Source organism: Yoonia sp. KMU-150 (genome assembly GCF_056858355.1).
Window position 1 is genome coordinate 2,473,229 of record NZ_JBXEQF010000001.1, and the last position, 22,372, is coordinate 2,495,600.

General features: G+C 64.3%; 25 protein-coding genes and 2 tRNA genes. 18 read left to right on the plus strand and 9 right to left on the minus strand.

The features are described from left to right. The first annotated feature begins 37 nt into the window (after window positions 1-37). A complete protein-coding gene (locus AC04PH_RS12370) occupies window positions 38-1,174 on the plus strand; it encodes an alpha-hydroxy acid oxidase (protein WP_483066044.1) in 1,137 nt (378 codons plus the stop codon). A 16-nt stretch (window positions 1,175-1,190) separates the two neighbouring features. Beyond that, the gene (locus tag AC04PH_RS12375; RefSeq protein WP_483066045.1) at window positions 1,191-1,940 is read left to right on the plus strand and encodes an SDR family NAD(P)-dependent oxidoreductase; all 750 of its coding nucleotides are present in this window, start codon (window positions 1,191-1,193) and stop codon (window positions 1,938-1,940) included. On the opposite strand, the gene AC04PH_RS12380 is transcribed toward AC04PH_RS12375, so the two are convergent. Next, the gene (locus AC04PH_RS12380; protein WP_483066046.1) at window positions 1,937-2,332 is read right to left on the minus strand and encodes a hypothetical protein; all 396 of its coding nucleotides are present in this window, start codon (window positions 2,330-2,332) and stop codon (window positions 1,937-1,939) included. The genes AC04PH_RS12375 and AC04PH_RS12380 overlap by 4 nt on opposite strands. 129 nt (window positions 2,333-2,461) lie before the next feature. Here AC04PH_RS12380 and AC04PH_RS12385 point away from each other — a divergent pair, with 129 nt between their 5' ends. The 6 genes from AC04PH_RS12385 to AC04PH_RS12410 all read left to right on the plus strand — a co-directional run bounded on the left by AC04PH_RS12385 (window position 2,462) and on the right by AC04PH_RS12410 (window position 8,824). Then, window positions 2,462-3,109: a PAS domain-containing protein gene (locus AC04PH_RS12385; RefSeq protein WP_483066047.1), complete on the plus strand. Its 648-nt coding sequence runs from the start codon at window positions 2,462-2,464 to the stop codon at window positions 3,107-3,109. A gap of 109 nt (window positions 3,110-3,218) precedes the next feature. Then, window positions 3,219-6,662, plus strand: coding sequence for a pyruvate carboxylase (pyc, locus tag AC04PH_RS12390; protein ID WP_483066048.1), 3,444 nt, complete (start codon window positions 3,219-3,221; stop codon window positions 6,660-6,662). Then, window positions 6,659-7,054, plus strand: a complete 396-nt coding sequence (locus AC04PH_RS12395; RefSeq protein ID WP_483066049.1) for an MAPEG family protein — start codon at window positions 6,659-6,661, stop codon at window positions 7,052-7,054. The genes pyc and AC04PH_RS12395 overlap by 4 nt, the downstream gene beginning before the upstream one ends. Then, window positions 7,054-7,452: a VOC family protein gene (locus tag AC04PH_RS12400; RefSeq protein ID WP_483066050.1), complete on the plus strand. Its 399-nt coding sequence runs from the start codon at window positions 7,054-7,056 to the stop codon at window positions 7,450-7,452. Before AC04PH_RS12395 ends, AC04PH_RS12400 begins: the two co-directional genes overlap by 1 nt. Before the next feature lie 96 nt (window positions 7,453-7,548). Continuing rightward, window positions 7,549-7,623: transfer RNA gene (locus AC04PH_RS12405), tRNA-Gly, on the plus strand. Window positions 7,624-7,834: 211 nt separating this feature from the next. Further along, window positions 7,835-8,824, plus strand: a complete 990-nt coding sequence (locus AC04PH_RS12410) for a hypothetical protein (protein WP_483066051.1) — start codon at window positions 7,835-7,837, stop codon at window positions 8,822-8,824. A 98-nt stretch (window positions 8,825-8,922) separates the two neighbouring features. Here AC04PH_RS12410 and AC04PH_RS12415 read toward each other — a convergent pair whose 3' ends face one another. Beyond that, the gene (locus tag AC04PH_RS12415) at window positions 8,923-9,162 is read right to left on the minus strand and encodes an Lrp/AsnC ligand binding domain-containing protein (RefSeq protein WP_483066052.1); all 240 of its coding nucleotides are present in this window, start codon (window positions 9,160-9,162) and stop codon (window positions 8,923-8,925) included. Window positions 9,163-9,290: 128 nt separating this feature from the next. Between AC04PH_RS12415 and hisB the strand changes: the two genes are divergently transcribed. The 3 genes from hisB to AC04PH_RS12430 all read left to right on the plus strand — a co-directional run bounded on the left by hisB (window position 9,291) and on the right by AC04PH_RS12430 (window position 11,110). After that, a complete protein-coding gene (gene hisB, locus AC04PH_RS12420) occupies window positions 9,291-9,878 on the plus strand; it encodes an imidazoleglycerol-phosphate dehydratase HisB (RefSeq protein ID WP_483066053.1) in 588 nt (195 codons plus the stop codon). Continuing rightward, window positions 9,875-10,513: an imidazole glycerol phosphate synthase subunit HisH gene (gene hisH, locus AC04PH_RS12425; protein ID WP_483066054.1), complete on the plus strand. Its 639-nt coding sequence runs from the start codon at window positions 9,875-9,877 to the stop codon at window positions 10,511-10,513. Before hisB ends, hisH begins: the two co-directional genes overlap by 4 nt. 96 nt (window positions 10,514-10,609) lie before the next feature. After that, complete coding sequence (locus AC04PH_RS12430) at window positions 10,610-11,110, plus strand: transglycosylase SLT domain-containing protein (RefSeq protein WP_483066055.1); 501 nt, start codon at window positions 10,610-10,612, stop codon at window positions 11,108-11,110. Between the two features lie 54 nt (window positions 11,111-11,164). Here AC04PH_RS12430 and AC04PH_RS12435 read toward each other — a convergent pair whose 3' ends face one another. Next, the gene (locus AC04PH_RS12435) at window positions 11,165-11,557 is read right to left on the minus strand and encodes a DUF2147 domain-containing protein (RefSeq protein ID WP_483066056.1); all 393 of its coding nucleotides are present in this window, start codon (window positions 11,555-11,557) and stop codon (window positions 11,165-11,167) included. A 138-nt stretch (window positions 11,558-11,695) separates the two neighbouring features. On the opposite strand from AC04PH_RS12435, the gene hisA reads away from it, so the two are divergent. Next, entirely contained in the window at window positions 11,696-12,418 is a 723-nt protein-coding gene (hisA, locus tag AC04PH_RS12440) for a 1-(5-phosphoribosyl)-5-[(5-phosphoribosylamino)methylideneamino]imidazole-4-carboxamide isomerase (RefSeq protein WP_483066057.1), read from the plus strand. On the opposite strand, the gene AC04PH_RS12445 is transcribed toward hisA, so the two are convergent. Beyond that, entirely contained in the window at window positions 12,415-12,864 is a 450-nt protein-coding gene (locus tag AC04PH_RS12445) for a DUF302 domain-containing protein (RefSeq protein ID WP_483066058.1), read from the minus strand. The genes hisA and AC04PH_RS12445 overlap by 4 nt on opposite strands. A 77-nt stretch (window positions 12,865-12,941) precedes the next feature. On the opposite strand from AC04PH_RS12445, the gene hisF reads away from it, so the two are divergent. Together hisF and AC04PH_RS12455 are read left to right on the plus strand one after the other, a co-directional pair. Beyond that, window positions 12,942-13,703 carry an imidazole glycerol phosphate synthase subunit HisF gene (hisF, locus tag AC04PH_RS12450; protein ID WP_483066059.1) on the plus strand — a complete coding sequence of 254 codons (762 nt, stop codon included), beginning with the start codon at window positions 12,942-12,944 and terminating at the stop codon, window positions 13,701-13,703. Beyond that, entirely contained in the window at window positions 13,700-14,005 is a 306-nt protein-coding gene (locus tag AC04PH_RS12455) for a phosphoribosyl-ATP diphosphatase (protein WP_483066060.1), read from the plus strand. Before hisF ends, AC04PH_RS12455 begins: the two co-directional genes overlap by 4 nt. A 114-nt stretch (window positions 14,006-14,119) precedes the next feature. Here the strand turns inward: AC04PH_RS12455 and AC04PH_RS12460 are convergent, their stop codons facing one another. The 3 genes from AC04PH_RS12460 to rlmB form a co-directional block, all read right to left on the minus strand. Further along, complete coding sequence (locus tag AC04PH_RS12460) at window positions 14,120-14,590, minus strand: CoA-binding protein (RefSeq protein WP_483066061.1); 471 nt, start codon at window positions 14,588-14,590, stop codon at window positions 14,120-14,122. A gap of 183 nt (window positions 14,591-14,773) precedes the next feature. Next, a complete protein-coding gene (locus tag AC04PH_RS12465) occupies window positions 14,774-15,118 on the minus strand; it encodes a hypothetical protein (RefSeq protein ID WP_483066062.1) in 345 nt (114 codons plus the stop codon). A 14-nt stretch (window positions 15,119-15,132) separates the two neighbouring features. Continuing rightward, the gene (rlmB, locus tag AC04PH_RS12470; RefSeq protein WP_483066063.1) at window positions 15,133-15,909 is read right to left on the minus strand and encodes a 23S rRNA (guanosine(2251)-2'-O)-methyltransferase RlmB; all 777 of its coding nucleotides are present in this window, start codon (window positions 15,907-15,909) and stop codon (window positions 15,133-15,135) included. A gap of 113 nt (window positions 15,910-16,022) precedes the next feature. Here rlmB and AC04PH_RS12475 point away from each other — a divergent pair. Further along, window positions 16,023-16,106: transfer RNA gene (locus AC04PH_RS12475), tRNA-Tyr, on the plus strand. Window positions 16,107-16,171: 65 nt separating this feature from the next. Here AC04PH_RS12475 and AC04PH_RS12480 read toward each other — a convergent pair. After that, window positions 16,172-16,642, minus strand: a complete 471-nt coding sequence (locus AC04PH_RS12480) for a Dps family protein (protein ID WP_483066064.1) — start codon at window positions 16,640-16,642, stop codon at window positions 16,172-16,174. A 229-nt stretch (window positions 16,643-16,871) separates the two neighbouring features. Between AC04PH_RS12480 and AC04PH_RS12485 the strand changes: the two genes are divergently transcribed. The 3 genes from AC04PH_RS12485 to AC04PH_RS12495 are packed head-to-tail and all read left to right on the plus strand — an operon-like array spanning window position 16,872 to window position 21,729. Further along, entirely contained in the window at window positions 16,872-17,384 is a 513-nt protein-coding gene (locus AC04PH_RS12485; RefSeq protein ID WP_483066065.1) for a GbsR/MarR family transcriptional regulator, read from the plus strand. Next, on the plus strand, window positions 17,381-18,598 hold the full coding sequence (locus AC04PH_RS12490) for an efflux RND transporter periplasmic adaptor subunit (RefSeq protein ID WP_483066066.1): 1,218 nt from the start codon (window positions 17,381-17,383) through the stop codon (window positions 18,596-18,598). The genes AC04PH_RS12485 and AC04PH_RS12490 overlap by 4 nt, the downstream gene beginning before the upstream one ends. Then, complete coding sequence (locus AC04PH_RS12495; RefSeq protein WP_483066067.1) at window positions 18,595-21,729, plus strand: efflux RND transporter permease subunit; 3,135 nt, start codon at window positions 18,595-18,597, stop codon at window positions 21,727-21,729. The genes AC04PH_RS12490 and AC04PH_RS12495 overlap by 4 nt, the downstream gene beginning before the upstream one ends. Window positions 21,730-21,745: 16 nt before the next feature. Here AC04PH_RS12495 and AC04PH_RS12500 read toward each other — a convergent pair whose 3' ends face one another. Continuing rightward, window positions 21,746-22,279 carry a hypothetical protein gene (locus AC04PH_RS12500; RefSeq protein WP_483066068.1) on the minus strand — a complete coding sequence of 178 codons (534 nt, stop codon included), beginning with the start codon at window positions 22,277-22,279 and terminating at the stop codon, window positions 21,746-21,748. Between the last annotated feature and the right edge of the window lie 93 nt (window positions 22,280-22,372).

Here is a 22,372-nt window from a genome sequence, read left to right on the forward strand (position 1 = left end):
TTGCCAAACCCGCAGGCCGCGCCCTAGCGTGCACCGCATGAGCCACGCCCGTTACCCCGCCATTTCCGACCTGAAAGCCGCCGCGCGCAGGCGTATTCCGCATTTCGTCTGGGAATACCTCGACAGCGGCACGGGGGTCGAGGCGACGCTGCGCCGCAACCGCGCGAAACTCGACGAGGTGCTGTTCCAGCCGTCGATCCTGCACGGCGAATTCACGCCCGATCTGTCCACGACGTTTCTGGGCCGCGACTACCCGCTGCCGGTGGGCATCGCCCCTGTGGGCATGTCCGGCCTGATCTGGCCGGGGGCGGAACAGATGCTGGCGCGAACGGCGGCGCGCGAGGGTATCCCCTACACCATCTCCACCGTCGCGACGCAAACGCCCGAGGATGTGGCGGCGCACCACGGCGGGCAAGGCTGGTTCCAGATCTACCCGCCACGTGACCCGACCATCCGCGCCGACATGCTGAAGCGGGCAAAGGACGCAGGGCTGCAAACGCTGGTGCTGACGGTCGATGTGCCGGTCGCGTCGCGCCGCGAACGGCAGACGCGGGGCGGATTGCAGCAACCGCCGAAACTCACGCCACGTCTGGCGATCCAGGCCGCGCAATGCCCGGCGTGGCTGGCCGGTATCCGCAAGACGGGAATGCCCCGGATGAAGCTGATGGACAGCTACGCCGACCAGAAAACCGCCCTGCCCTCCACCCAGCACGTGGGCTACCTGCTGCGCACTTCGCCCGACTGGTCCTATGTCGACGCGCTCCGGTCTGAATGGGACGGTCCGCTGATCGTGAAGGGTGTGACGGATGCGCGTGATGTGGAACGGCTGGAAAAGGCCGGTGTCGACGCGCTCTGGATCAGCAACCACGCGGGCCGACAGTTCGACGCGGGCCCCGCCACGATCGAGGCGCTGCCTGCGGTGCGTGCGGCGACGAAACTGCCGCTGCTCTTCGACAGCGGGATCGCGGGCGGGCTCGATGTGATGCGCGCGCTGGCGCTCGGCGCGGATTTTGTGATGCTGGGCCGAGCGTTCCATTACGGGCTGGGTGCCATGGGCGAACCGGGGGCGGCGCATGTGCTCGACATCCTGCGCCAGGATATGATCGCCAATATGGGGCAGCTTGGCGCGCGCAAGCTGTCAGACCTGCCCGACCGCCTGCTGCCCCGCACATAAACGAAAGGACGACGCCATGCCGCAATTCGCAAGCTACCCCAGCCTGAAAGATACGCCAGTTCTGATCTCCGGCGGGGCCAGCGGGATCGGGGCAGAGATGGTGCGCGCCTTTGCGGCGCAGGGTGCCGAGGTCTGCTTTCTGGACAAGGACGCCGAGACAAGCGCGGCCCTGAGTACCGAAACCGGTGCCGCCCACGCAATCTGCGACCTGCGCGAGATCGACGCGATGCAATCGGCCATCGCCGATCTGGCGGCAGAGCACGGCCCGTTCCGCGTGCTGGTGAACAACGCCGCCCGTGACGACCGGCACGCCTGGCAGGACGTGACGTCGGACTATTGGGACGAACGCCAGCAAACCAACCTCAAGCATATGTTCTTTGCCATACAGGCCGTGGCCCCCGGCATGGCCGCCGCCGGGGGCGGGTCGATCATAAACATGGGGTCCAACAGCTGGTGGGAGGCCTGCGGCGGCTTTCCCGCGTATGCCACGGCCAAGGCCGCCGTGCACGGGCTGACCCGCACCATGGCGCGCGATCTGGGTGGCGACATGATCCGCGTCAATACAGTCGTCCCGGGCTGGATCATGACGGAGCGGCAGAAAACGCTCTGGGCGACGCCCGAGGCACTCGAAGGCCAGAAGAAGGCGCAATGCCTGCCCGTGCTGATCGACCCGGTCTATGTGGCGCGCATGGTGCTGTTTCTGGCCTCCGACGATGCGGCCATGTGCACCGCCAACAACTACATGGTCGAGGCAGGCTCGATCTAGTAGCCGAACAGTGTCGGTCGGTCGCGATTGCGGAAAGGTGCCGTCATCTGCCAGCGGATCAGATAATCCTGCGTCACGGTCAGATAGGACACACCCGCCGCGCGGGCGACGGTTTCCACCTGATACTGCACGTTTTCCTCGATCCCGTTGGTGTCGATGATCACGATCATCGGCAGCTTGCCGGACCTTTCGGCGGCGAAAAGCGCCTGATGCAGGCTGTCCTGCGACGACCGCTTGTCGTCGAACCCGACTTCGACCACATGGGTGTCGGTCTCGCAGTCGACGCGGATGTGATGGGTGCGGTCCACCACCGGATAGTAATGCCGCACCTCCGTCTCGCCCCCCAGAATCAGGGAACACAGGATCGCGGCAAGTTCGGTTTCGGTGGCCATGGAAAAAGGTTAACAAAAGGTTAACGCGACGCATAGGCAAAAAAGACAGCATGGTTAAGCCGTTAGGGCATCATTAACCGTGGGTATGGATGACTGGGGCAAATTTGCGACTCACGAAAAGGCCCTTCCATGTTCCAGCAACCCGATGCCCGCGCCCTGTGTGCCGATCTTGACCAGTTTCCCGTACCGATGTTCGCCGCCCAGCGATCCGACAAAGACGATGTCTTCCGGCTTTTGGGGCTCAACGCCGCACACCGGCGGACGACGGGGCTGAGCAACGACCACGTGGTCGGACTGCGTCCGCTCGACATCCTGCCGCAGGCGGAGGGGCGCGCGGTGGAACAGCATTACACCGATTGCGTCACCGGGCGGAAGATCATCAGCTATCAGGAGGCGTTGCACCTGAACGGGCGGCTTACGCATTGGGAAACGACGCTGGTGCCGGTGACGCTGCCGGACGGGGCTGAACGGGTGGTCGGCACGGCGTTGACGCTCGGCCTGCCCGTCAACCCGCATGATATGGCCGATGCCGCCTATTTCGCGGCGCTGGCCCAGATGCGGTTCGGCCAGATCGGTCATTTCCTGCAAATGCTGCAGGATCATCCCGATCTGCCGCAGGACCTGCGCATGGGCGCGATGATGATGGCCGGGCTGAACCGCAGCGTCGACAGCCTTTTGCATGACATCCGGCACGCCGCACGACCAGGAGCGGAGCATAAGACAAGACCGGTCCGGGCATTGCCCGACACCGATAATGTGGTTGCGCTTATGCAGTAAAACGACCGCGCGGGGTCGCCGCCCCGCCCCGATCTCACACCGCCCCCTCTGGACATCGCGGCGCATCTGCCTATCAATGCTGCAACTGCGAAAAAGACGGGGACAGCTCATGGCCGACTTCAAGAAAATCCTGATCGCCAACCGTGGCGAAATCGCGATCCGCATCATGCGGGCGGCCAACGAGATGGGCAAAAAGACGGTCGCCGTCTTCGCCGAGGAGGACAAGCTGGGCCTACACCGGTTCAAGGCGGACGAGGCATACCGCATCGGGGAAGACCTCGGCCCGGTCGCCGCATATCTGTCCATCGAGGAAATCATCCGCGTGGCCAAGATGTCGGGCGCGGACGCGATCCACCCCGGCTATGGCCTGCTGTCCGAAAACCCCGATTTCGTCGATGCCTGCCACGCCAACGGGATAAAGTTCATTGGCCCGCGCGCCGAAACCATGCGCCAGCTGGGCGACAAAGCCAGCGCGCGCCGCGTCGCGATCGAGGCGGGCGTGCCCGTCATCCCCGCGACCGAGGTGCTGGGCGACGATATGAAAGCGATCAAGGCGGAGGCCAAGGAGGTCGGCTATCCGCTGATGCTCAAGGCATCCTGGGGCGGCGGCGGACGCGGCATGCGCCCGATCATGGACGAGAGCGAGCTTGAGGAGAAGGTGCTGGAGGGCCGCCGCGAGGCCGAGGCCGCCTTCGGCAACGGCGAGGGCTATCTGGAAAAGATGATCATGCGCGCCCGCCACGTCGAGGTGCAGATCCTGGGCGACAGCCACGGCGCGATCTACCACCTGTGGGAGCGTGACTGTTCCGTCCAGCGCCGCAATCAGAAGGTCGTGGAACGCGCCCCCGCCCCGTATCTCTCCGGCACGCAGCGCGAACAGCTGTGCAATCTGGGCAAGAAAATCTGCCAGCACGTGAATTACGAATGCGCGGGTACGGTCGAATTTCTGATGGATATGGATTCGGGCGAGTTCTATTTCATCGAAGTGAACCCCCGCGTGCAGGTCGAACATACCGTGACGGAAGAGGTCACCGGCATCGACATCGTGCGCGCGCAGATCCTGATCGCGGAAGGCAAATCGCTGGTGGAGGCCACGGGCTGCGCGTCGCAATACGACGTCAAACTCGACGGCCACGCGCTGCAATGCCGGGTGACGACCGAAGACCCGATGAACAACTTCATCCCCGACTACGGCCGCATCCAGATGTATCGCTCGGCCACCGGGCCGGGCATCCGGCTCGACGGCGGCACGGCCTACTCGGGGGCCGTCATCACGCGGTTCTACGACAGTCTGCTGACCAAGGTGACCGCCCGCGCGCCGACGCCGGAAATGGCCATCGCGCGCATGGACCGCGCCCTGCGCGAATTCCGCATTCGCGGCGTTTCGACCAACATCGCTTTCGTCGAGAACCTGCTGAAACATCCCACGTTCCTGAACAACGAATACCACACGAAGTTCATCGACGAGACGCCGGACCTGTTCGATTTCAAGAAACGCCGCGACCGGGCCACGAAAATCCTGACCTACATCGCCGATATTACCGTGAACGGGCATCCCGAAACCGTGGGCCGCCCGACGCCACCGGCCGATATCAAGCCCCCCCGCCCGCCGGTGAAACCGACGACGGACGTGACCCCCGGCACGCGCAATATCCTCGATGATTTCGGACCCGAGGCCGTGGCCGACTGGATGCGCGATCAGTCGCAACTGCTGATCACCGACACCACCATGCGCGACGGGCACCAGTCGCTGCTGGCGACCCGGATGCGCTCCATCGACATGATCAAGGCGGCCCCCGCCTACGCCACGAAGATGAGCCAGCTTTTCAGCGTCGAATGCTGGGGCGGCGCCACCTTCGACGTGGCCTACCGTTTCCTGCAGGAATGCCCCTGGCAGCGACTGCGCGACATCCGCGCCAACATGCCCAACATCATGACGCAGATGCTTTTGCGGGCATCGAATGGTGTGGGCTACACCAACTATCCCGACAACGTGGTGCAGTCTTTCGTGGCGCAGGCGGCTGAGTCAGGCGTCGACGTGTTCCGCGTGTTCGACAGCCTGAACTGGGTCGAGAACATGCGCGTCGCGATGGATGCGGTGGGCAAGGCGGGCAAGGTGATCGAAGGCACGATCTGCTACACCGGCGACATGCTGGACCCGGCCCGGTCGAAATACGACCTGAAATACTACGTCGGCATGGCCAAGGATCTTGAGAAAGCGGGTGCGCATGTGCTGGGCCTCAAGGACATGGCGGGCCTGCTGAAACCCGCCGCGGCCACGCAGCTGATCAAAACCCTGAAAGAGGAAACCGGCCTGCCGATCCATTTCCACACACACGATACGTCCGGTGCCGCCATCGCCACGGTCCTTGCCGCCTCTGCGGCGGGCGTGGATGTCGTCGACGCCGCGATGGACAGTTTCTCCGGCAACACGTCGCAGCCGACGCTGGGCTCCATCGTCGAAAGCCTCAAGGGATCGGAGCGTGACACCGGGCTCGACGTGCAGGCGATCCGCGAGATTTCCAACTACTTCGAGCAGGTCCGCGAACACTACGCCGCCTTCGAATCCGGCCTGCAGGCCCCGGCGTCAGAGGTATATCTGCACGAAATGCCCGGTGGCCAGTTCACCAACCTCAAGGCGCAGGCGCGCAGCCTCGGCCTCGAAGACCGCTGGCACGAGGTCGCACAGACCTATGCCGACGTGAACCAGATGTTCGGCGACATCGTGAAGGTCACGCCATCGTCGAAGGTCGTGGGCGACATGGCCCTGATGATGGTTTCCCAGAACCTCACCCGCACGGATGTGGAAAACCCCGAAACAGACGTGGTCTTCCCCGACAGCGTCGTCGACATGATGAAGGGCGCATTGGGGCAGCCCCCCGGCGGCTGGCCCAAGGCGATCCAGAAAAAAGTGCTCAAGGGCGAGAAAGCCAGCACCGACCGCCCCGGCGCGCACCTGCCCCCCGTCGATCTGGAGGCCACGCGCAAGGACCTGTCCAAGCAGCTCGACGGTATCACGATCGACGACGAGGATCTGAACGCTTACCTGATGTATCCCAAGGTGTTCCTCGATTACATGGGCCGTCACCGCACCTATGGCCCGGTCCGCACCCTGCCTACGCGCACGTTCTTCTACGGCATGGCCCCGGGCGAAGAGATCGTGGCCGAAATCGACCCCGGCAAGACGCTGGAAATCCGCATGCAGGCCGTGGCCGACGTGAACGAGGACGGCGAGGTCAAGGTGTTCTTCGAACTCAACGGTCAGCCCCGCACGATCCGCGTGCTGAACCGCGCCGCCGCGTCAGAGAAAGTCAGCCGGATGAAGGCCGAACCCGGCAACGCCGACCACATCGGCGCACCGATGCCCGGTGTCGTGGCGACCGTCGCGGCGAGCGCGGGCAAGCAGGTGAAGGCGGGCGACCTGCTGCTGACCATCGAGGCGATGAAGATGGAAACCGGCATCCACGCCGAACGTGACGCCGTGGTCAAGGCGGTGCATGTGCAGGCCGGCAGCCAGATCGACGCCAAGGACCTGCTGGTGGAGCTGGAATGATGCTGTCCTTGCCCGTCACATCCTTCTACGCTGGCCTGATCGCGCTGATTTTTCTGGCACTCAGCTTCCGCGTCATCGCGTATCGGCGCGCCAACCGCGTGTCGCTGGGTGACGCCGACAGCAAGGACCTACGCCAGCGTATCCGGGGCCAGCAGAACTGCGCCGAATACGCGCCCATCGGCCTGATTCTGCTGGCGTTGCTGGAAATTCAGGGCGTCGGCTGGTTCTGGGTGCATCTGACAGGGCTGGCGTTGTTTGCCGGACGCGCGCTGCACGCCGTGGCCTTCTGGCAGCACCCGATGCCGTTCAAATTCCGCACATGGGGCATGTTGCTGACGACCGGTGCCATCGCGCTCTCCGCGCTCATCCTGATACTCGTGGCGCTGTTCTGATGCCGCATCTGGCGCTCGTCGCAATTCTTGTGCCCGACTACGACGCTGCCATCGCCTTCTACACCGGACCGATGGGGTTCGATCTGCTGGAGGATACCGACATGGACGGCGGCAAGCGCTGGGTCCGGGTCGCGCCCAAAGGCGCGCAGACCGCGTTCCTGCTGGCCCGCGCGGTGGGCGATCAGGCGGATTTCATCGGCAAGCAGGGTGGCGGGCGCGTATGGCTGTTCCTGCAGACGGACAACTTCGCCCGCGACCACGACGCTATGTTCGCGAAGGGCGTGCGCTTCGAGGAACCGCCGCGCGAGGAAGCCTACGGCACCGTCGCGGTATTCCAGGACCCGTTCGGCAACCGCTGGGACCTGATCCAGTTCGACGAAGGCCCGCCCGAGCGTTGACGCCGCGACGGGCGATGCAAAGAATTCGCGCGAAACCGGTTTTTGGTCTTGCGAAGCACCCCAAGTCTTTATAAATCCAGCCTCACGAAACGGAGTGCGGGCGTAGCTCAGGGGTAGAGCATAACCTTGCCAAGGTTAGGGTCGTGAGTTCGAATCTCATCGCCCGCTCCAGTTTCCGAACGCCAAACGGGCCGCCTTCGGGTGGCCCTTTTGCGTTGTGACCGACGACGGTGGGATCACCGCTGCCGGGGACCACCGGATCATCAAGTCCCCAAGAAGCGCGATCCCTCCCCCCAATGGGAGGGGCAGGAAAACCTCACTTGCGGCGGTATGGTCGATGGACTGTTATCGGCGCCAGGATTTCAAACACGGAGTGTTCAAGATGTGGGATTTTTCGATGGGCCGCGCTCTCGGCCTGCTGGCGCAGACGATGCCGTTCCTGCTGTTCCGGATCGCCGTCTATGTGGGCATCGCATTTGCCTATGTGATCGGGACCGGCACCGGGGCCGGGATCGGCTATGGCGTCGGCGGGTTCGGGGATGACGACTTTCAGGCCGGGGCGACATTCTGGGGCGGCGGCATCGGTTTCGCCATCGTGGCGGGTGTGCTCTATCTGATGCGCGAATACCTGCTTTATATCGTGAAAGCCGGACACATCGCCGTCATGGTCGAGATCCTCGACGGGCGCCCCCTGCCCGATGGTCAGGGGCAGGTCGCCTATGCCAGGGATATCGTCACACAACGCTTCGGGGAAGCGTCGGTGCTGTTCGGCATCGACCAACTGGTCAAGGGGGTCATTCAGGTGATCACCGGGCTGGTGCAGGGGCTGATGTCGCTGCTGCCGATTCCGGGGTTGAGCAACGTGATGTCCATCTTCCGCGCCTATCTGAAAATGGCCGTGGGGCTGGTGGATGAGGTGATCCTGGCCCATGCGATCCGCAAGCGGTCCGAAAACCCCTATGCCTCGGCCAAGGAGGCGCTGGTGCTTTACGGCCAGAACGCCAAGCCGATGCTGAAGAACGCGGCCTGGCTGACGCTCTTCACCTGGGCGCTGACGATTGTGGTATTTTTCCTGATGCTGGCCCCGGCGGCACTGGTGGTTTATCTGATCCCCGGCGCGTGGTCGGCGGGCGGTGTTGTCTTTGCACTGGTTTTCGCCTGGGCGGTGAAGGCCGCGGTGATCGAACCCTTCGCCATCGCTTGCCTGCTTCAGGCCTTTTTCAAAGTGACGGACGGACAGACGCCGAACCCGGAATGGGAGGCGAAACTGGACGCCGCTTCCAAGAAATTCCAGAAGCTGGGCGAGAAAGCCGTCAACTGGGCGTCGGGCGGGCGCGGGAAGACCGCCGCACCGCAGGAGCCTGCGACCTGAGGCAGGCCATCGGTCGTCCACAAAACACGAAACCTTCCCCGCGGGGAAGGTTTCTTTTATTAACAATAGGTTAATGCGATATCCGCGCCGACCCGCGTTCAGAACGCCTTGAACGTGAGCGTCGTCAGCGTGCGTTCGATCCCCGCCACATCCATCAGGTTGTCGTTGAGGTATTTGCCCACATCGGCGCCTTCGGGAATGTAGAGCTTGCACAGCAAATCGTATTCGCCGCTGGTGGAATAGAGTTCCGAATGGATTTCCTTGAGCGCGATCCCGTCCGCCACGGCGTAGGTCGTGCCGGGTTTGCAGCGGATTTGCACGAAGACGCAGGTGGTCATGGTCGGGGTCCTTCTGTCCGGTTGCGCTCAGGCTGGCACAGTGGCGGGCGGCGCGCAATCACCCACTTGGCCCCTGCCCCCATGGCCCCTATAGAGGCGGCAGACCACCGCAACCAAGGGGCCGCCACATGCGCAGCGCAACGATCACCCGCAAGACGGCAGAGACGGACATCACAGTCACGCTGAACCTTGACGGGACCGGCGTTTACGATAACCGGACCGGTGTCGGGTTTTTCGACCACATGCTGGACCAGCTGTCGCGCCACGCACTGATCGACATGACGGTGCGGGCGGCGGGTGACCTGCACATCGACGACCACCACACGGTCGAGGACGTGGGCATCGCCATCGGTCAGGCGCTGACACAGGCGATGGGCGACAAAAAAGGCATCGTGCGCTACGGGTCGTGCCATCTGGCGATGGACGATGCGCAGGTGCGCTGCGCGCTCGATCTGTCGGCGCGGCCCTACCTGATCTGCAACCTCGATCTGCCATATGGCAAGATCGGCACCTTCGATACCGAACTGGTGCGCGAGTTCTTTCAGGCGCTCAGCACCCACGGCGGCATTACGCTGCACATCGACAAATTGCACGGCTTCAACGCGCATCACATCGTCGAAGCGGCGTTCAAGGCGGTCGCGCGCGCACTGCGGGAAGCACTTGAGACCGACTCGCGCAAGGCCGATGCGATCCCATCGACCAAAGGCGCGCTATGACCACGGCACTTGTCGATTACGACAGCGGCAACCTGCATTCCGCGCAAAAAGCGTTCGAACTGATGGCGGCAGAGACAGGTGGCGGCCCCGTCGTCGTGACCGCCGACCCGGATATCGTGGCGAAGGCGGACCGGATCGTACTGCCCGGCGACGGGGCGTTCCCGCATTGCCGGGCGGAGTTGTTCCGCCGGTCGGGGCTGGCGGAGGCGATCATCGACAGCGTGGACCGCCGTGCGGTGCCGTTCTTCGGCATTTGCGTGGGGATGCAGATGCTGGCGACGACCGGGTTCGAATACGAGGAGACGCCGGGGTTCGGCTGGATCGCCGGCACCATCGACAGGATCGCGCCTGCCGACCCTGCGCTGAAAATCCCGCATATGGGCTGGAACGACCTGATCGTGAACGGCACACATCCGGTTTTGCAGGGCATCGACACCGGGGTACACGCCTATTTCGTGCACTCCTACGCCATGGCGGTCACCAACCCGGCGGAACGGCTGGCGCATGTGAACTACGGTGGTGACGTGACCGCCATCGTTGGGCGCGACACGATCATCGGCACGCAGTTTCATCCGGAGAAGAGTCAAGCCGCGGGCCTGCGCATGATCGCCAATTTCCTGCGCTGGCGGCCCTGACATCGGCGACGGATCGCCGACCGAGCAAGGGGTGCGGGACAGGCGGAGGCCGATCGCCTAAAGCTGCGTCGTTGCGATCTGACAGGCAGTGAACCGATGCGATTCCTCTTTGCACTTTCTTTTGGGTTGGCCCTGACCGGCTGTAGTTTATTTACCGCCAGCGAAGCGCCCGAAACGACACGCGCGCCGCTGGCAACCGTTGGCCTTTACCCCGGCGAGACGCCCGAGATGCGCGCACTCGTCCAGAAATATGCCGCTTTCCATGACATTCCCGAAAGCCTGCTGCACCGAGTCATCCAGCGCGAAAGCGATTACCGCGCGGGCGCGCGTAACGGGCCGTACTGGGGGCTGATGCAGATCCTGCCCGCGACGGCGCGGCAGATGGGGCATACCGGGTCGCCGTCGTCGCTTCTGGATGCGGAGACCAACCTGCTTTACGCCGGGCGCTATCTGCGCGGGGCGTGGCTGGTGTCCGATGGTGACGAGGCGGAGGCGGTGCAGTGGTATGCGCGCGGCTATTACTACGAGGCACGCAACCGTTGCATGTTGCGCGAAACCGGGCTGCGCGACACTGAGGTGCGGCGCTATTGCGGATAGCAAAAGGGCGCAGCGTTGCGCCGCGCCCTTTCAGATTTCCAATATCAGCAGTCGTTACTGGATACGTGCCCAGCCCTGGCTTGCACAAATCAAACCACCTGCCACGCACCCGCGCAGGATCAGGTTGTTGCCGCTGACCGACATCGTGCCGTAGTAGACCTTGTCGTTCGACGGCCGCCAGACGGAGCCTTCGTATTCACCACCGCCTTGGGGCACCATGTCGATCACGATCTGGCGGCCGATATTGGGCGACTGGTATTCACCGCTGTCGTTGAACGTCCGCGCGATCGTGCCGCAGACTGCGTTGCCGCAGGGTGCGATCTGCACATGCGCGAATGCGCCGTCGTCCACCTCTGTCTGCCACGTGCCGACGGCGGCGTCCTGTGCCTGCGCGGCACCTGCCAGCGCCATCAGCGCCGCCCCGGCCATCATCGCAAGTTTCTTCATTCCTCGTCCTCCCGTTGAGTGTATGCGCAGCTTGCCCAACTTGCCCGTCGCCGATCAAGTCTGACGTTGGGTCCGGCACCGATTGCATTCAGCCCGTCCGCGTGGCAAAGCGCCGCGAACCATCCGACGGAGCGCGCCATGATCCTCTACCCCGCCATCGATCTCAAGGACGGTAGTGCCGTGCGGCTCGTCCATGGCGACATGGATCAGTCGACGGTCTTCAGCGACGACCCCGCGGCACAGGCGCGGGCCTTCGTCGACGCAGGCTGCCAATGGCTGCACCTCGTCGATCTGAACGGTGCCTTCGCGGGCGCCCCCGTCAACGCCGCCCCGGTGGAGGCGATCCTGCGCGCCTGCAAGGTGCCGACGCAGCTGGGTGGCGGCATCCGCGATATGGCGACGATAGAGGCATGGCTCGACAAGGGGCTGACCCGCGTAATTCTGGGCACCGTCGCGGTCGAGAACCCCGATCTGGTGCGCGAGGCCGCGATGGCCTTTCCGGGTCAGGTCGCTGTCGGGCTGGACGCACGGGGCGGGCGCGTGGCCACGCGCGGCTGGGCCGAGGAGACCGACGTAATGGTGACCGATCTCGCCCGTTCGTTCGAAGATGCGGGCATCGCCGCGATCATCTACACCGACATCCTGCGCGACGGCGCGATGCAGGGGCCGAACGTCAAGGCGACAGCCGAACTCGCCCGCGTCGTGGACATCCCCGTGATCGCGTCGGGCGGCGTGTCCTCGCTGGACGACCTGCGCGCACTGAAAGACACCGGCGTGATCGCCGGTGCCATCTCGGGCCGCGCTCTTTATGACGGGGCCATCGACCTGGCCGAGGCGCAGGCGCTGCTGGCCGCGCCCTAGTCGGCGACGGCCTTGCCGGTCAGCATCTCCAGCGCGCCGGACATCTTCATCGCGAATTCCGCATCCAGCGGCACATCGAGTCCGTCGAACAATTGATCGACGCTCTCGTAAGCAACCATGGTACCGTCGTCCGATTGATAGACCAGCACACGCAGCGGCAGTTGCAGCCCGGCGTGGATATCCGCCTGCATCGCGGGCGTGCCCAGCTGCGGATTGCCGAAGATCAGCAGCTGCGCATCCGCCAGCTCCATGTCGACGGAATCGGCACCCGCCGCGTGATCGACGCGGGCGAAGACAGTGGCCCCCGCTTCCGTCACTGCCGCCTCCAGCGCGTCCATTGTCTCATCGACTGACTTGGCCGAGGATTGCGTGATCATCTCGGCCGAGGCCGCACCGGCGGCCGCGATCAGCGCAGCGGCGGTGCAGAGTGTCTTGAATGGGGTCATGTGGTCTCTCCTGTTGGGTGGATCATTGCTGCACCAACGCCTTCCCTTGGCAAAGGGTTTCGCCTACACCTCGCGGCATGTTGAAGACCCGCATCATCCCCTGCCTCGACGTGAAGGACGGCCGCATCGTCAAGGGCGTCAACTTCGAAGGCTTGGTCGACGCCGGTGACCCGGTCGAAGCCGCCCGCGCCTACAACGCCGCGGGCGCGGACGAGCTGTGTTTTCTCGATATCAACGCCACACATGAAAACCGCGGCACGATGTATGATCTGGCCACCCGGACAGCGGAACAATGCTTCATGCCGCTGACCATCGGCGGGGGCGTGCGCACCGCCGACGATGTGCGCAAGCTGCTGCTGGCCGGGGCCGACAAAGTCAGCTTCAACTCCGCTGCTGTCGCCGACCCCGATGTGATCGCGGACGCCGCCAACCGTTTCGGCAGCCAGTGCATCGTCTGCGCCATCGACGCCAAGACCGTGGCACCGGGCCGCTGGGAAATTTTCACGCACGGCGGCAGACGCGCGACAGGAATCGACGCCGTGGATTTCGCCAAAACGGTCGCCGCCAAGGGCGCGGGAGAGATCCTGTTGACCTCGATGGACCGGGACGGCACGCGCGCGGGTTTCAACCTGCCGCTGACCCGCGCCATCAGCGATGCAATCTCGGTGCCGGTCATCGCCTCGGGCGGCGTCGGCACGCTCGATCATCTGGTGGAGGGCGTGCTGGAGGGCGGCGCCTCCGCCGTGCTCGCCGCCTCGATCTTCCATTTCGGCACCTACACCATCCCACAGGCCAAGGCCCAAATGGCCGCCGCCGGCATCGCAGTGAGGCCCGCATGAGCATCCACGACCTCGCCGCGACCATCGCGGCCCGCAAAGCCGCCGCCCCGGACGACAGCTGGACCGCGAAGCTGCTGTCCAAGGGGCCTGAGAAATGCGCCGAGAAATTCGGCGAGGAAGCGGTCGAGGCGATCATCGAAGCGGTGAAGGGCGACCGTGAGAGGCTGACGGCAGAGGCCGCCGACGCGCTTTATCACCTGCTCGTCATGTGCGCCGCCCGCGATGTCACGCTGCAGGACATCGAGGGTGAACTGGCCCGCCGCACCGGCCAATCGGGATTATCGGAAAAGTCGGCCCGCTAGGCCCTTCTTCCGGTCGAAAATACCTCGGGGGGTGAATGGCAGCCTGGAAATGTTCCGGGGGAACATTTCAGCCATGAACGGGCGGAGCCCCGGCCCGGGGGCAGCGCCCCCGCTTCATCGCAATCGCGATGAAATCACGCCGGTGTTGAACCCGCCCATCCGCAATTCGCCGAACAGGCGCTGGTATTCGATCTTGGGGCAGCGGTCCTGCACCACGTCGACACCGCGTGCCCGGGCGCGGGCGGCAGCCTCGTCATGGATCACGCCGATCTGCATCCAGATCGTGCGCAGGCCGGGCCAACGCGCAAGCGCCGCATCCACGATACCCGGCACCGCGTCCGGGCGGCGAAAGATATCGACCATGTCCACATCGTCCGGCACCGTGTCCAGTCCGCCATGAACGGTCTCGCCCAGCAGGGTCTGCCCGGCCAGTCCCGGATTGACGGGGATCACACGAAAGCCCTTGAGCCCGAGATAACGCGCCACGAAATAACTCGGCCGCACCGGGTTGGCCGATACGCCGACCACCGCGATCGCGCGGGTGCGTGACAGGATATCTTTCAGAAAGGCGTCGGAGTATGTCATGGCCCACCCTAGCCGGGGCGAGCCAAAGAAAAAAGCGCCCGTGGGGGGATACCACGGGCGCCTGAGTGTGGAACGAGGGACAGTGTATCGAGGCGCGGTGTTCCGACCGGTCGCCTCTCTGAAACTGAAATTGGGGGCCGCATCTCGATTTGCCAGTACCGTTCAAGAAAATGTGAAAGGCGCTCAGTCGAAAACGTCCTCGATCACGTCCCAGACCTCGGACCAGATCTTGCGGCCCAGGCTCCTGGATTTTTTGCGCTTGCCGGGGCGTTTCACGGATTTGCGCTTCGGCTTTTCGTCGTGACGGCGGGGATCGGCGGCGGGGCGCGATTGCGGCACGGTCCTGGCCGGGCGGGCGGGTGTCGCCGCAGGCGCAGTCGCCCCGTCCGGGCTGGCGGGCAGCAGTTTCATCGCGTGCAGCGGCGCGCCGCAACTGGCGCAGCTCAACTCGTGCCGCTCTGCCCCGCGCAACACCAGCGCCGCCTTCACCCCGCAATAGCAGCAGGTCGCAATCTTGACGGCACCCATATCGTTCCTTTCAGTCAGCCCTTAGAAGCATATAGGGCGACTGCGGCGGCATTTGAGACGTTGAGCGACCCAAATCCACCACTTGCGTCAATCCGTACCAGCGCATCACAGGTCTCTCGGGTCTTTTCGCGCAATCCCGGTCCCTCGGCACCCATCACCAGCGCCACCGCGCGGTCGCGTTTGCCGTCCAGCGCGTCCTCGATCCCCTGTTTCGCGTCCCCGTCGAGGCCCAATACCAGATAGCCCATGTCCTTGAGCGCCGTCATCGTATCGGCCAGATTACGCACCCGCAAATAGGGCTGGCGTTCCAGCGCGCCGCTGGCAGTCTTGGCCAGCGCGCCGGTTTCCGGTGCCGCGTGGCGCTGCATCGCGATCACCGCGCGCGCGCCGAATACTTCTGCAGAGCGCAGGATCGCGCCGACATTGTGCGGATCGGTCACCCGGTCGAGCAGCACCAAGCGCGGCGGCATCGGCCCGTCGCCAAGTGCGACATCCGCGACCGTGCCCCAGTCCAGCGGTTTCACCTCCAGCGCGGCCCCCTGATGCACCGATTGCGGATCGAGCGGGGCCGCGAACTTGCGCGGGTCCGACATTTCCGGCGCGATCCCGGCGGCGGCAACGGCATCCTGCAGCTTGTCCAGCGCATTGCGTGTCACCACCAGCCGCAGCTTCTCGCGGCGCGGGTTTTCCAGCGCGTCGCGCACCGCGTGCAGGCCGAACAGCCAGACCGTCGCCTGCGCCGCCGCCCGCTTGCCCTGTTCCTTGGCGATCACCCATTTCGGCTTCTGCATGGCCCGTCTCCACTGGTTGTCCGCTGCTCCCTACCCGAGCCTGCGACTTGTGGAAAGGGCGGGTCTTTTCGCGGTTGACGCCTCGGGCGGCTTTGCGTAATCAGCGCGGCAGTGGGCGACAGGCCGCAAGGTGTGGCAGGGGACTGTAACTCCCTCGCGGAGACGCACGCCTGGTTCGATTCCAGGGTCGCCCACCATTCATAACGCCTGAAACGTCTGCCATGTGTACGTTAGGCTGCACATCATGCCGACGGGCCTGGTATCATGCGAGATGCGCACGCAGCATCCATACGAATTTCTCGTGCGTCTGCCCGCGGGCGATGCAGAGGTCCTCGGTCAGGGTGTCGCCGTGCTTGGCGGCCAGATCGCCCGCCCCGGCCAGGGTCGCGGCGAGGGTTTCCTGCGCCGACAGCAGCGTTTCGATCATCTCGCGGTCGGTGGCGTGGCCGTCGTGTTCGGTCACCTTCGACCGTTCGAGCATTTTGGCGAGCATGCCTTCGGCATGGGCCTCCAGCGCGCGGATCCGTTCTGCCAGATCGTCCTGTGCGACGAAATGGTCTTCATAGATGGTCTGGAACAGGGCGTGCAAAGGTCCGAAGGCCATCCCCTTGACGTTCCAATGAAAATTCTGGGCAAGCATTGTCGTCACGGCAGTTTCCGCGACGCATTGGTTCAAGGCGTCGGCGATCTCTGCCCGGGCGTCGTTCCTGAGGGCGTCCGCTGTCTGTGTCATGGGTTTCTCCTGTCCTTAAGCGTCGGGCATAACTTGCCGTTCGCGGCTTTCGATCTGAAATTAATACGCGACGGGATGAGCGCAAGAGCAAATTAGAATAATTCTAAACTAAAGATGAGGCGATATCAAACGTCCGCCGATGACGTGACGTTCCGTTCAGTCATGACTGAACGGATTTGACATCGTCTGCCAACGCGCCGTATGTGGGCGCAGACACCGGAGGCCCCGCATGACCGCCATAGACACGCTCGACACCACCCGCGCCGCATTCATCGAACGTAACGGGCTGATCAGTCAGGCCGAGGGGCTGCCGCGCATCGCGGGCCGCATCTTTGGACTGCTGATCTTCGACGGCGACATGGTGTCCTTCGGCGACCTTGCGACGCAGCTTCAGGTCAGCCGCGCCAGTATCAGTACCAGCATGCGCCTGCTGGAGGAACGCGGGCTGGTGAAACGTATGACGAAACCCGGCGAACGGCAGGATTATTTCCAGCTCGCGCCCGATCCCTACGCAACGATGCTTCGGGGTATCCGCCAGCGCACCCGCGCGACCCATGGCGAGATCGCCCGCACCATCGCGGCGCTCCCACCAGGGGCCGGCGCCGTCGCACGATTGCAGGAATATGCGGATTTCTATGCCGCGACCGATGCCGCCATTGCAGCCGCACTCGAAACACTCGGCACCGAACACACGCCGGAACAGGGGCACGCCCTCGCCGACCAGAAGGACCAGACGACATGACCGCGCCAAAAACAGACACGACGCCGGACACAGCCGACGCACCGCGCCCCGATACAAGGACACCGTTGTCCTTCGAGGCGGACAAGGGCGCGGGGCGCTCCACCTGGATCGCGGCTCTGCTCGTCATTCTGATCGTCGGCTGGATGGGCAGCGGTTTCGTCATTCCTTCCGAGGAGGAAGCGCCCCCCGTGGCGCGGACCGAACCGGCACCCGTCGCCGTCGCGGTCACGACCTCTACTGCCGAAACGGTCACGCAATTCTTTCAGGCCGAGGGGCAGGCCCTGCCCGACCGCGACACCACGCTGCGCGCGGAAACCTCCGGCGATGTGGCGGAAGTTCTGGTGCGCAAGGGGCAGGATGTGGCCGCAGGCGATGTCATCGCGCGCTTCGATCCCGCAAACAACGAAGCCGAGGCCAATCGCGCCGCCGAGGAACTGGTCCGCGCCCAGCGCGAATTCGACAACGCAGAGCAGTTGCTCGAACGCGGTGTGGCCACACAGGACCGCGTGACACAGGCGCGCGCGACGCTGGCATCCGCGCAGGCGCAGGTCACCGCCGTGGAACAGGCTGCCGGCGCTCTGCAGATCACTGCGCCATTCGACGGACGGATCGAAACGCTCGACATCGACGTGGGCGAATTCGTGTCGGCGGGCACAGAGGTCGGGCGACTGGTCGACATCACGCCGTTGACCGTCGCCATTCAGGTGCCGCAGCAATCGCTGACCCGGATCAAGGCCGGGCAAACGGCCATGGTGCGTTTCATCACCGGTGAGGAGCGCGAGGGCACGGTCGCCTTCGTCGGCACTTCCGCCGCCTCCGAAACCCGCACCTTTCTGGCTGAGATCGAGGTAGCGAACGAAGATGCCGCGATCCCCGCAGGAATATCGGCAGAGGTGATCATCCCCACCGGCGAGACCACGGCGCATTTCCTGTCGCCGTCCATCGTGTCGCTCGACACCGAAGGGGCGCTGGGGATCAAGACGGTGGATGACGACGATGTCGTGACTTTCTTTCCCATCAAGGTCGTGAAGGCGCAGATCGACGGCATCTGGGTCACCGGCCTGCCGGACAGCGTGCGGGTCATCACCGTCGGTCAGGGCTTCGTCAACGCGGGCGAGACCGTGAACCCGAGCGCGGGCGAAGATGTCGACGCCGTGGCGGAGGATCTGGCCGAGGATGTTGCCGGTGACGCATCTGCGGAGACGGACCAATGAACGCCATCGTCGACGCCGCATTCTCGCGCAGCCGCGTGGTGGTCATGGCGCTGGTCATGGTCCTGACGGTGGGCGCCTACGCCTATACCGCGATCCCGAAGGAATCGAACCCGGAGGTGCCGCTGCCGCTGTTCTACGTTTCGACAAGTCTCGACGGGATCAGCCCCGGTGACGCCGAACGCCTGCTGCTGGAACCGATGGAGACGGAGTTCGCCTCCATCGAGGGGCTGGACCGCCTGACGTCGGAAGCGACCGAAGGCTTCGCTAGTATCCAGCTTGAATTCACCCCCGGCGGCGACAACGACGAGGCGCTCGACAAGGTGCGCGAGGCCGCCGACCGTGCGCAGGGCGACCTGCCCGAAGACGCCCGCGATATCACGGTCACGGAAATCAACACCGCCCTGTTTCCCATCATCACCGCGATCCTGTCGGGTCCAGTGCCCGAACGCACGCTGAACACGCTGGCGGAAGAGATGCAGGAAGAACTGGAGGGGCTGGAGGGCGTGCTGGAAGCCGATATCGGCGGCCAGCGGTTCGAGTTTCTCGAAGTGCTGATCGACCCGACCGTGTTCCAGACCTACAACCTGTCATTCGATGAATTGATCGGCCAGATCCAGCGCAACAACCGCCTGATCGCGGCGGGGGCCATCGAAACCGGATCGGGGCGTATCGTGCTCAAGGTGCCGGGTTTGATCGAGGATCTTGAGGATGTGATGGCGATGCCGGTCAAGGTGCGCGGCGACGCCGTCGTGACCTTCGGCGACGTCGCCACCATCCGCCGCACGTTCGAGGACCCGGATTCATTCGCCCGGATCAACGGCCAGCCCGCGCTGGCGCTGGAAGTGACCAAACGGTCGGGCGCCAACATCATCGAGACCGTGGCGGAGGTGCGCGCGACCGTCGCGGAATTGCAGCAGGACTGGCCCGACAGCATCAAGATCACCTATCTGCAGGACCAGTCGAAATCGGTGAAAGACCTGCTCAGCGATCTGGAGGCGAACGTGATCGCCGCCGTGATCCTGGTGATGATCGTGATCGTGCTGGCTTTGGGGTTTCGCTCCGCCATTCTGGTGGGGCTGGCGATTCCGGGGGCGTTTCTGGCCGGTGTCATCGCGCTCTGGGCGATGGACTATACGATGAACATCGTCGTGCTGTTCTCGCTGATCCTCGTCGTGGGGATGCTGGTCGACGGGGCCATCGTGACCACCGAATTGGCCGACCGCAAATTGCAGGAAGGGGCCGAACCGCGCGAGGCCTACGCCTTTGCCGCCAAGCGCATGGCCTGGCCGATCATCGCATCGACGGCCACGACGCTGAGCGTGTTCTTCCCGCTGCTGTTCTGGACCGGCATGGTCGGTGAGTTCATGAAATTCCTGCCGATCACGGTGATCCTGACGCTGTTTGCGTCGCTGTTCATGGCGCTGATCTTCATTCCTGTCGTCGGCGGGCTGATCGGCAAACGGCAACCGCAGACCGCCCGGCAGAAGGCCGCGCTGCATGCCGCCGAAATCGGCGATCCGCGCGACATGGGCGGGCTGACCGGGGCCTATGTGCGCGTCCTGCACTGGGCGATCCTGCGGCCCGGTGCGACGCTTTTGCTGGCGGTGGCGCTGCTGCTGGGCGGGTTCGGGGCCTATGGGCAATTCGGCAAGGGCGTCACGTTCTTCCCTTCGGTCGAACCCGATTTCATGCAGGTGCAGGTCCGCGCGCGCGACAACTTTTCGATCTTCGAGCGCGACGCGCTGGTCCGCGCGGTCGAGGACCGGCTGCTGGGTTACGACGAGATCGCAAGTATCTACGCCCGCTCCACCATGTCGGCCGGGCAAGGCGACGAGGAAACCATCGGCACGCTGCAGCTTGAACTGACACCGTGGGACACCCGCCGGACCGCTGCCGAGATCGGCGTCGATATCCGCGAAAGCGTGTCCGACATCGCGGGCATCGACGTGCAGGTGCAGACCGAAAGCGGCGGCCCGGCGGCAGGCAAGCCGATCAATCTTCAGGTCACCGCGCGCAACGGCGATGCGCAAGCCGCCGCGGTCCAGCAAATCCGCGACATCATGGACCGTATCGGCGGGTTTACCGACGTGACCGATACGCGGCCCGTGCCCGGGGTCGAGGTCTCGATCCTCGTCAACCGGGCAGAGGCCGCGCGTTTCGGTGCCGACGTCAGCCTGCTTGGGCAGGCGGTGCAACTGCTGACGCAGGGCATCACGGTGGCGGATTACCGCCCCGACGATGTGGACGGCTCGCTCGATATCCGGGTGCGTTTCCCGCGCGAGGAACGCTCGCTGGCCGAGTTGGGCAGCCTGCGGGTGCCGACATCCTCCGGTCTGGTGCCGATCGCGAATTTCGTGACCTTCGCGCCTTCTGACCGCACCGGCGTGATCCGCCGGATCGACGAAAAACGCGTCACGACGATCGAGGCCAACGTGGCCCCCGACGTGCTGGTCAACGATCAGGTCGTGGCGCTGACGCAGGCGCTCAACGCCGCCGATCTGCCCGAGGGCGTGGCGTTCAGCTTTGCCGGTGAAGCGGAGGACCAGCAGGAGAGCATGATTTTCCTCGTCGGGGCTTTCGTATCGGCGATCTTCCTGATGTTCGTGATCCTCGTGCTGCAGTTCAATAACTTCTATCAGGCGTTCATCGTGATGAGCGCGATCATCTTCTCGATTGCCGGAGTTTTGCTGGGGCTGATCGTGACCGGCCGCCCCTTTGGCATCGTCATGGGCGGGATCGGGGTGATCGCGCTCGCGGGCATCGTGGTGAACAACAACATCATCCTGATCGACACCTACAACGACCTCAAGAAGCTGGGCCAATCGCCGCTGGAGGCCGCGTTGCGTACCGGTGCCCAACGTCTGCGCCCCGTGGTGCTGACCTCTGTGACCACGGCGCTGGGATTGATGCCGATGGTGATCGGGCTGAACCTGAACTTCTTCACGCGCGAGATCGTCTATGGCGCGCCGTCGACGCAGTGGTGGACCGAACTGTCGTCGGCCATTGCAGGCGGGCTGGTGGTGGCGACGGTGCTGACCCTCGTGGTCACACCCGCCATGCTGATGCTGGGCGAAAAGCGGGCGCGGAGGGCAGAGCCGACAGCGCCGCAAACGGCGCTGCCTGCGGAATGACCAGGGCGACCACCGGTCAGGGGATCAGGATTTCGTTGCGATTGAACTGCGCAAAGTCGGTCGTGCCGTCGTCGAAGGTGATCTCCACATAGACCGATTCCACCGAATTGGGGGGAAAGGTCACATAGGGCAGGAAGTTTTCGACATCGACCATGACGTTGGGCTGCTGGAACTCCTCGTTGCAAGGCTCCATCGGCATGATCGTGTCGGCGGGGTCGCCGTTGATGCCGTAACGGATTTCCCACAGCCCGCAGCGCCACGCCATCAGGTGCGTGAAATAGACAAGATCCTGATCGTTGAAGAGCCGCACCGCCGCCCAGTTGCTTTTGGTCATGCCCAGGATCGGACGGACCTCGACTGCGGTGGTGTATTTGCCGGTGGGCACCTGCGGTTCGGGTTCGCGCGCGGTGATATCGTCACCGGACCCCACATCGAGCGGCACCGCCTCCTCGACCTGTGGCAACTCGTTGACGGCGATGTCCACGTCCTGCGGGGCCGGTGCGATACCGATGGCGATGCCGATGATGAACGGCAAATAGAGATCGAGCATATGTTTTTTCCTCCTGCAACAGGGTGCGGGACGGCCACGGCGATTGTGAAGCCCCGGCAATCCACCCTATAGTCCTCGCAATAATTGCGGGAT